This is a genomic window from Sphingomonas bacterium, assembly GCF_903644055.1.
GTDB lineage: Bacteria > Pseudomonadota > Alphaproteobacteria > Sphingomonadales > Sphingomonadaceae > Sphingomonas_I.
The window spans coordinates 1-7,848 of the sequence record NZ_CAHJXD010000281.1 but is presented as its reverse complement, the minus strand read 5'-3'; the positions used below and the strand labels follow the sequence as shown (position 1 = coordinate 7,848).

Below are 7,848 nucleotides of genomic sequence, written 5' to 3'. Positions count from 1 at the left end.
CGTACTTCGATACGAGCCCTCGATACGCTCCTGCGGAGCTACTCGGTCTCACCTCAGCAGGAGCGGGTAAGGCTGAAATCATCTGACCTTAGCCTGTGGTTTTGTCGCGTTTCCGAACCGGCGGGCGATGCCATCCGCTTCGAAAGCACCCTATCCCGGCCGTATCGCTTCGATCTCGCGCGCGCAAAAAAAGAGGCGGCCGAAGCCGCCTCTTGCTTGATCACTATCGCTGGTTTCAGCCGAACGAGACGGCGGTCTTGCGCCGGCGAAGCGCCGCGCCCGTCGCGCCGAAGCCGAGCACCATCATGCCCCAGGTCGCCGGCTCAGGCACCGCGCCGGCGGCGGAACCGTTGATGACCGCGGCGCCAGATGCCGTGACCGAGAAGGACGGCAGATCGTAGAGACGCGAGGTCACGCCGCTATCATAGGAGTTGATCGTGCCGACCCAGCGAAGGCCGTTGAAGGTCACCGTCGAGGGCAGGCCCGCGGCGTTGATATCCGCGAGCACATATTGCTCGCCGACATGGTCCGTGCCTTCGGTGCCCGTCTTGGTCATGCTGTAGTTGGTGCCCAGCAGATAGAGCGTACCGGTCATGTTGGCATTGGCCTGCGCCTGGCCCGCGGCGGTCTGCAGCTCGGCGAAGAACTTGCGGTCGCCGTTCAGTGTGATCGACTCGTTGCCCGCGAAGTTGATCGTGAAATCGAGCGTGTCGCCCGCGGCGATCGCGACGGCCGGGCTCAATTGCGCGGCGACCGAGCTGATCGTGTGAAGGCTCGTCGAGGTCTGCGAGGTGTTGAGCAGATCGACGGTCGACGTGACGATGACAGGCGCACCGAACGATGGAACCGCCGCCGTGAAAGCCGCGCCGACGGCAAGCAATGCGATAAGCCGCTTCATAACCCTGACCCCCCTGGTAAGCCTGAACCGTCCAAACAACCCCGACGGTGTTAAAGAATTGCTAACCTTCTATACGACACGTCCGAAGAGTCAAGCCTTTGGTTGCACCTGCACAATAACTGTCGCCAATAAAAAGCACCGCGCCGCCGAGCTGCCGAAACGATGCCGCGAACGGGAACCCTGCCGTTTATGCGACGTTAATGTGAAAATACTAAGGTGGGAGGATAGAATGCGGCATCAGAATTCGGTCCATCAATCGAATGCCTACGCCCTCGATGAGCGAGTCGTATGGCGCGATTTTCGCCATTCCGCGCGTCGCGATGTCCGCCTTGTTCCCGACGCTCTTGACGCTGCGCGCGGCGTGATGGTGGCGATTCCGATGGCGGCGATTCTCTGGGCCGCAGCCGCACTGACCCTCTCCTTCACCTGATCGATCCGGTCGATATCGATCGATCGGCGGTGCGGGTCAGCAGGACCCCTTGGCGAGCAGGACGCTGGGCACCGTCTTGAGCAGGATGTTGACGTAGAGCCGCACCGACTGCGACTTGGCGAACTTGACGTCGAGCGCTACCCGCCTCCGATACGAGGTATTGCTGCGTCCGCTGACCTGCCAGAGCCCCGTAATGCCGGGGCGGACCTGCTTGTAATAACCGAAGTAACGGCCGTAACGCCGGACTTCCGCCTCGACGATCGGACGCGGCCCGACGAGGCTCATCTCGCCACGCAGCACATTGAACAGTTGCGGCAACTCATCGAGGCTGGTGCGGCGGAGGAAATTGCCGATCATCGTGATCCTGGGATCGCTGCGCAGCTTGTGATCGCGCTCCCACTCGAGCCGCGCGTCGGCATCCCGCGACAACAGCTCTTCGAGCCGCGCCTCGGCATCGACGACCATGCTGCGGAATTTGAAGCAGCGGAACTGGCGGCCATATTGCCCGATTCGGCGATGCCCGAAAATCATCGGGCCGGGATCGGTGATGAACACAAGCGCCGCCACCAGCAGCAGCAAAGGTGCTAGGAACAGCAGCAATGCAAGACTAGCGCTGATATCCAGCACCCGGACCGCGCGAGCGTCCCAACCGCCTGCCGCTACACCTGATTGCCGCGAATGCGCATCCGCACCCGGAGCATTGGCCCAAGCCATACTCGCCATGAAACTGACCCCCCGCTACCCCCGGTTAATGATTCCCTAACACTGCTGCGCTGCGAAAGAAACCCGGTATTTTCGCGGTTCATGGTTAATCCGTTGCTGCGGTGCGGTAGAACGATCGCGGCGTCGATCCCGCGTATGAAAACGGCGCCGCGCCTTTGCTTCCGGCTGATCGCATCGCTATCCGGATGGCGATGCCGCCGCTCCGATCCCTGCTGTTCGTGCCCGGCGACCGGCCGGATCGCATGGCGAAGGCGCTCGCTTCGGAGGCCGATGCGCTGATCCTCGATCTCGAAGATGCGGTCGCCCCCGCCGCGAAACCCTTCGCGCGCGAGGTGTGCGCCGCGTTTCTGGCGGAGGCGGAGCGCGGTCGCATGATCTTCTTCGTCAGGATCAATCCGCTCGATTCGGGGCTCGCCGAGGCCGATCTCGCCGCGATCCTTCCCGCCCGTCCCGACGGCATCATGCTTCCCAAGTCCGAATCGGCGGCTTCGGTCGCCGCGCTCGCGCGCATGCTCGATGGGCACGGCGCCTCGCCCGAGACGGCAATCCTACCGATCGTCACCGAGACCCCCGCCGCCGTCTTCGGCTGTGGCACCTATGCGGACAGCGGCGCGCGGCTCGTGGCGATGACCTGGGGCGCCGAAGACCTGCCCGCCGCGATGGGATCGACCGCGCGCACCGGGGACGGCGCCTATACGCCGGTGCTGGAGACCGTGCGCGCGTTGGCGCTGCTCGGCGCGCACGCCGCGGGCGTCGCCGCGATCGAGACCGTCTATCCCGCGATCGATGATCCCGAAGGCCTCGCCGCTTATGCCGCCCGGGGCCGCAGGGACGGCTTCACGGGAATGCTCGCGATCCACCCCGCGCAGGTGCCGATCATCAACGCCGCCTTCTCGCCCTCGCCTGCCGAGATCGCGCGCGCGCAAGCGATCGTCGCCTTGTTCGGCCGAAACCCCGACAAGGGCGCGCTCGCGTTCGAGGGCCGGATGGTCGACGCGCCGCATCTCAAGGCCGCCCGCGCCCTGCTCGCCCGCGCGGACGGCGGCTGAAAAACGCGAAGCCGTCAGGCCGCGTCGACCATCACCAGCTCGCTATCCTCCAGCGCGGTGATGCGCAGCGTTTCGGTCGCGCTGATCGCAGCGCCGTCGCGCGCAGCGACGCGCCGGCCCTCGATCTCCACCGCGCCCGTCGCTGGCACGAGATAGGCGCGGCGTTCGGCGCCGAGGCGATATTCGATCGTCTCGCCGGCCTTGACCGTCGCGCCGAGCACGCGCGCGTCGGTGCGGATCGGCAGCGCCTCATTGTCGTTGGCGAAGCCGCTGGCGAGCACCACGAAGCGGCCCGCCCGGTCGCCCTGCGGGAAAGGCCGCGCACCCCAGCTCGGGCTCTCGCCGGTGCGCGTGGGGAGGATCCAGATCTGGAACAAGGTCGTGGGCACGTCCTCGGCATTATATTCGGCGTGGCGGATGCCCGTCCCCGCCGACATCACCTGCACGTCGCCCGCCGCGGTGCGGCCCTTGTTGCCCAGGCTATCCTCATGGCTGATCGCGCCGGTGCGGACGTAGGTGATGATCTCCATGTCGCTGTGGGGATGCGGCGGAAAGCCCGAGTTGGGCGCGATCACGTCATCGTTCCACACGCGTAGATTGCCCCAGCGCGTCCGCGCCGGATCCTGATATTCGGCGAAGGAGAAATGATGTTTGGCGTTCAGCCAGCCGTGGTCGGCGCCACCCAGGCTCGCGAAGGGACGGACCTCGATCATGACGAATTCCTTGTTGGAGTCCGATCCAGAAGCTGGATCGGGTTGCCGCACCAGTGGATCAAACCACAAACTTCAGTTGGAAAGCAGCGCGATCGCGTCGAGCTGCGCGCGGCTGTAACCCTGCGCCTCCAGCTCGGGCAGCAGGTCGTTCGCGGCCGGATGATGCCGCCGCGCCGCGCAGACGTAGCGGCGGATCGTCTCCAATTTCTTGTCGGCGAGCGGGCGGCGCGGCTCGTTGCCCGTTACCGCCGCATAGATTCGCCCGAGCAGACCGTGCCGTTCCGAAGCGCAGCCATAGCTGGCGGCATCGCTGAGCGCGATAGACACCGCGTGCCATTCGTTGCGGGAGAGCGTGGGTTGAGCGAGCGTTGCCATGGGTATCCTCGTGAGCTTCGTATCGGAAGCGATATGGTGCGGCTCGACTTCTCCGGGAAGTGAGATAAACTCGTGCTGAACGTTCAAGCGAGTTGAAATGTCTGAACCCGGTACGCCGACGCTCGATCAGCTCCGCGTCTTTCTCGCGGTGGTCGAGACGGGCAGCTTCGCCGCCGCCGGACGCCGCATCCACCGCGCGGTATCGGTGATCAGCTACGGCATCGCCAATCTCGAAACCCAGCTCGGGCTGAGCTTGTTCGAGCGCGAGGGCACGCGCAGGCCCGTGCTCACGCAAGCCGGGCATGCGGTGCTCGCCGAGGCGCGCAGCGTTTCGCGCGGGATCGAGACGCTCCGCGCCAAGGTCAAGGGGCTGAGCCAGGGGCTGGAGGCCGAGGTCAACCTCGTCGTCGATGTCATGCTGCCCGCCGAATGGCTCGCGCGCGTGCTGCGCGCCTTCGCCAACCAGTATCCGACCGTGGCGCTGCGCCTCCACGTCGAGGCGCTGGGCGCGGTCAACGCTCTGGTGATCGATCGCCGCGCCGAGATCGGCATCAGCGGCCCGCTCGCCACCGAAGCGATCGAGCTCGATTCCCGCGCGGTGGGATCGGTGCCGCTGGTCCCGGTCGCGGCACCCGATCACCCGCTGGCGCGCGCGGCGACGCTCAGCCCCGGTGCCGCGCGCGATCATGTCCAGCTCGTCCTCACCGATCGATCGCCGCTCACCGAGGGCCGCGATTTCTCGGTGCTCTCCCCGCGCACCTGGCGGCTCGCCGATCTCGGCGCCAAGCATGCGCTGCTGCGCGAGGGGATCGGCTGGGGCAACATGCCGCTGCCGATGATCGCCGCCGATCTCGCGAGCGGCGCGCTCAAACGGCTGGAGATGCCCGATCATCCGGGCGGCACCTTTCGCCTCTCGGGCATCTGGCGGCACGACAATCCCCCCGGTCCCGCCGCCTCCTGGCTGCTCGAACAATTTCCGGCCTGCGCGGATGAACAGGCCTGCCAGGCGCATTCGATCGGTTTCTAGGGTCAGCTCTCGTCACCCCGGCCTTGAGCCGGGGTCCCGCTGCCTGCCGACGCTGAAGAAGAAGCTGGACCCCGGCTCAAGGCCGGGGTGACGTTCGGCTTGATCAGGACAGCCTCTATGGCCTCCTCTCGTTACCCCAGCGACGGTATCTGTTAAATCGATCGATCCCAGGATCAGCGGTTTCAAGCGCTGCCGTCATCCTCTAGGGACGGATCATGAAGCGATCCGACGTCATCATCCTCGGCGGCGGCCTCGTCGGCCTGACGCTGGCGGTCGCGCTCGATGCGCACGGCCTGACTAGCATCGTCATCGATCCCGCCGATCCCGCGGCCGCGCAAGCTGCGGGCTTCGATGGCCGCGCCTCGGCGGTCGCCAGCGCATCGTGGAAGATGCTGGAGACGATCGGCATCGGCGCGCGACTCGCAGGGCGCGGCTGTCCGATCGACACGATCCGCGTCAGCGACGGCCTCGGCCCGCGCGCGCTCGCCTTCGATGCCGATCCCGCCGGGGGGCCGCTCGGCATCATGTTCGAAAATCGCCTGCTGCGGCGGACGCTGCACGCCGCGGCGCAGGCCGCCACGGGCGTCACTTTGCTGATGCCCGCGCAGCCGATCAGCACCGAGCGCGACGCCCACGAGGTCCGCGTCACGCTCGCCGACGGAACCCGGGTCGCGGGCGCCCTGCTGATCGCCGCCGAAGGCCGCAACTCGCCGACCCGCGAAGCGGCGGGCATCGCCGTCGCGCGCTGGCGCTACGATCACGCGGCGATCATCGCCACCTTGGGTCACGAAGCGCCTCACGAAAATGTCGCGCACGAAATCTTCTACCCGAGCGGCCCCTTCGCGCTGCTGCCGATGCCCGACGATGATTCGGGCCACCGCTCGGCGATCGTCTGGACCGTCGCGGCGCGGGATCGCGCGGCGATGCTCGATCTCCCCGACCGCGCCTTCCTCGCCGAGGCCGAAAAGCGGATGGGCGGGATGCTGGGCGGGCTCCGCGCCGCCAGCCCGCGCGCCAGCTATCCGCTCGGCTTCCACCACACCGCGACGATCACCGGCGAACGGCTCGCGCTGGTCGGCGATGCGGCGCACGGCATCCATCCGATCGCGGGCCAGGGCCTCAACCTCGGCTTCCGCGATGTCGCGGCGCTCGCCGAGGTGCTCGTCGAGGGCGCGCGACTCGGCCTCGATCTAGGCGACGCGCAACTGCTCGATCGCTACCAGCGCTGGCGCGCGCTCGATACTTTGCTGGTCGCCGCCGCCACCGACAGCCTCACCCGGCTGTTCGGCCTGCCCGGCAAGGCCCCCCGCGCCGTCCGCCGCTTCGGGCTCGACGTGGTCCAGCGCATCCCGCCGCTGAAACGCGCCTTCATGGCCGAGGCACGCGGCGAATCGGGACGATTGCCGAGGCTGTTGACGGGCGTATCGGTTTAGAGCCTGTCCTGTCGATGTTGAACTTTCGTCACCCCGGCCTTGAGCCGGGGTCCCGCTTCTCTTCAGCGTTGGCAGGCAGCGGGACCCCGGCTCAAGGCCGGGGTGACGTTAAGCTTTAACAGGACAGCCTCTAGCGTAAAGGCGAGCAAGTTGCGCACGATGATGCTCCTCCCCTGGCAGGGGAGGTAGCATCGCGCAGCGATGACGGAGGGGTGTCGCCCTCTCGATAGCGTATCACCCCTCCGTCCGGCTCGCCAACCACCTCCCCCGCCAAGGGAGGACCTTACTGCAAGGTCTCTTCGTCGCCCGCCGCGCCGAAGCGCAGGAAATCGACCAGCAGGTCAGCGCGCATCGGCACGTCGCTCGCTTCCAGCAGCGCCTGCTTGGTGGCGATATCGAACGGGATCGCCTGCGTCATGCCGTTGACCAGCGATTCGTCGTCGAGCCGCTCGACGCTGTCCCAATCGATTGCATAGCCGCGCGCTTCGGCGAACGCCCTCGCCTCGCGCTCGATCTCGGCGCGCATCACGCTCGGCAGCGGCGGCGCGTCCTCCTCATCCTCCGCGAACTCCTCGAAGCTCGCCTCGACCTGGCGAAACGCGGTATTGGCGTCGAGTTCGCGCAGCATGCGGAAACGCGTCAGCCCCTCGAGGATCAGGTTGAAGCGGCCGTCTTCCAGCGCCTCGACCTGCGCGATCTTGCCGACGCAGCCCACTTCGAACAACCCGGGGCCTTTCGGCGAGCCCTCCCCGCCGGGGCGCGGCTGGATCATCGCGATCCGCCGGTCGCGCGCGAGGCTGTCGCTGACCAGCGCGCGATAGCGCGGCTCGAAGATGTGCAACGGCAGATAGGCGCGCGGCAGCAGCAGCGCACCGGGCAGCGGGAAGATCGACAGGCGGGATCCGGTCTTGAGCATCATCCGAACAGAATGGCCGAAAGCCGCCTTCGTTGCGCCGATACCCAGGGATCCTCCAATCCCGTCGCCTCGAACAAGGTGAGCAGCCGCTTGCGCGCCGCGCCCTCGTTCCACTCGCGGTCCGCTTCGATCGATCCCAGCAGCACGTCCGCCGCGCCGTCGCGATCGCCGATCGCCATCAATCCACCGGCAAGCTCATAGCGCGCTTCCTGATCGCCGGGATCGCTCGCGATCCTGGCGCGCAGCGGCCCGAGATCGTCGACCGGCGCCGCCTCGGCAGCGAG

Annotated in this window: 10 protein-coding genes; 4 read left to right on the top strand and 6 right to left on the bottom strand. The window is 67.0% G+C overall.

Annotated elements, in window-relative coordinates; genetic code table 11:
* Window positions 1-235: 235 nt before the first annotated feature.
* Window positions 236-898: a PEPxxWA-CTERM sorting domain-containing protein gene (locus HUU94_RS12075; RefSeq protein WP_174275315.1), complete on the bottom strand. Its 663-nt coding sequence runs from the start codon at window positions 896-898 to the stop codon at window positions 236-238.
* Between the two features lie 229 nt (window positions 899-1,127).
* On the opposite strand from HUU94_RS12075, the gene HUU94_RS12070 reads away from it, so the two are divergent.
* Window positions 1,128-1,328 carry a hypothetical protein gene (locus HUU94_RS12070; RefSeq protein ID WP_174275314.1) on the top strand — a complete coding sequence of 67 codons (201 nt, stop codon included), beginning with the start codon at window positions 1,128-1,130 and terminating at the stop codon, window positions 1,326-1,328.
* A 36-nt stretch (window positions 1,329-1,364) separates the two neighbouring features.
* Here HUU94_RS12070 and HUU94_RS12065 read toward each other — a convergent pair whose 3' ends face one another.
* The gene (locus HUU94_RS12065; RefSeq protein ID WP_254602181.1) at window positions 1,365-1,955 is read right to left on the bottom strand and encodes a sugar transferase; all 591 of its coding nucleotides are present in this window, start codon (window positions 1,953-1,955) and stop codon (window positions 1,365-1,367) included.
* Between the two features lie 287 nt (window positions 1,956-2,242).
* Here HUU94_RS12065 and HUU94_RS12060 point away from each other — a divergent pair, with 287 nt between their 5' ends.
* Entirely contained in the window at window positions 2,243-3,100 is an 858-nt protein-coding gene (locus tag HUU94_RS12060) for an HpcH/HpaI aldolase/citrate lyase family protein (RefSeq protein WP_438827126.1), read from the top strand.
* A 14-nt stretch (window positions 3,101-3,114) separates the two neighbouring features.
* On the opposite strand, the gene HUU94_RS12055 is transcribed toward HUU94_RS12060, so the two are convergent.
* Both HUU94_RS12055 and HUU94_RS12050 read right to left on the bottom strand, forming a co-directional pair.
* A complete protein-coding gene (locus tag HUU94_RS12055; protein ID WP_174275312.1) occupies window positions 3,115-3,813 on the bottom strand; it encodes a pirin family protein in 699 nt (232 codons plus the stop codon).
* 72 nt (window positions 3,814-3,885) lie between these two features.
* Window positions 3,886-4,188, bottom strand: coding sequence for a hypothetical protein (locus tag HUU94_RS12050; protein ID WP_174275311.1), 303 nt, complete (start codon window positions 4,186-4,188; stop codon window positions 3,886-3,888).
* A 97-nt stretch (window positions 4,189-4,285) separates the two neighbouring features.
* Between HUU94_RS12050 and HUU94_RS12045 the strand changes: the two genes are divergently transcribed.
* Together HUU94_RS12045 and HUU94_RS12040 are read left to right on the top strand one after the other, a co-directional pair.
* Window positions 4,286-5,215 carry a LysR family transcriptional regulator gene (locus HUU94_RS12045; RefSeq protein WP_174275310.1) on the top strand — a complete coding sequence of 310 codons (930 nt, stop codon included), beginning with the start codon at window positions 4,286-4,288 and terminating at the stop codon, window positions 5,213-5,215.
* Between the two features lie 215 nt (window positions 5,216-5,430).
* Window positions 5,431-6,648 carry a UbiH/UbiF/VisC/COQ6 family ubiquinone biosynthesis hydroxylase gene (locus tag HUU94_RS12040; RefSeq protein ID WP_174275309.1) on the top strand — a complete coding sequence of 406 codons (1,218 nt, stop codon included), beginning with the start codon at window positions 5,431-5,433 and terminating at the stop codon, window positions 6,646-6,648.
* A gap of 283 nt (window positions 6,649-6,931) precedes the next feature.
* Here HUU94_RS12040 and HUU94_RS12035 read toward each other — a convergent pair whose 3' ends face one another.
* Both HUU94_RS12035 and HUU94_RS12030 read right to left on the bottom strand, forming a co-directional pair.
* Window positions 6,932-7,564: an LON peptidase substrate-binding domain-containing protein gene (locus HUU94_RS12035; RefSeq protein ID WP_174275316.1), complete on the bottom strand. Its 633-nt coding sequence runs from the start codon at window positions 7,562-7,564 to the stop codon at window positions 6,932-6,934.
* The coding region (locus HUU94_RS12030; RefSeq protein WP_174275308.1) for a tetratricopeptide repeat protein at window positions 7,564-7,848 on the bottom strand (285 nt) is incomplete at its 5' end. The genes HUU94_RS12035 and HUU94_RS12030, both read right to left, overlap by 1 nt.

Excerpts from the sequence above, each read along its gene's own strand:
- HUU94_RS12035 (WP_174275316.1), bottom strand. The coding sequence starts at position 7,564 with ATGCTCAAGACCGGATCCCGCCTGTCGATCTTCCCGCTGCCCGGTGCG.
- HUU94_RS12055 (WP_174275312.1), bottom strand. The coding sequence starts at position 3,813 with ATGATCGAGGTCCGTCCCTTCGCGAGCCTGGGTGGCGCCGACCACGGC.
- HUU94_RS12060 (WP_438827126.1), top strand. The coding sequence starts at position 2,243 with ATGCCGCCGCTCCGATCCCTGCTGTTCGTGCCCGGCGACCGGCCGGAT.
- HUU94_RS12075 (WP_174275315.1), bottom strand. The coding sequence starts at position 898 with ATGAAGCGGCTTATCGCATTGCTTGCCGTCGGCGCGGCTTTCACGGCG.
- HUU94_RS12040 (WP_174275309.1), top strand. The coding sequence starts at position 5,431 with ATGAAGCGATCCGACGTCATCATCCTCGGCGGCGGCCTCGTCGGCCTG.
- HUU94_RS12050 (WP_174275311.1), bottom strand. The coding sequence starts at position 4,188 with ATGGCAACGCTCGCTCAACCCACGCTCTCCCGCAACGAATGGCACGCG.
- HUU94_RS12045 (WP_174275310.1), top strand. The coding sequence starts at position 4,286 with ATGTCTGAACCCGGTACGCCGACGCTCGATCAGCTCCGCGTCTTTCTC.
- HUU94_RS12070 (WP_174275314.1), top strand. The coding sequence starts at position 1,128 with ATGCGGCATCAGAATTCGGTCCATCAATCGAATGCCTACGCCCTCGAT.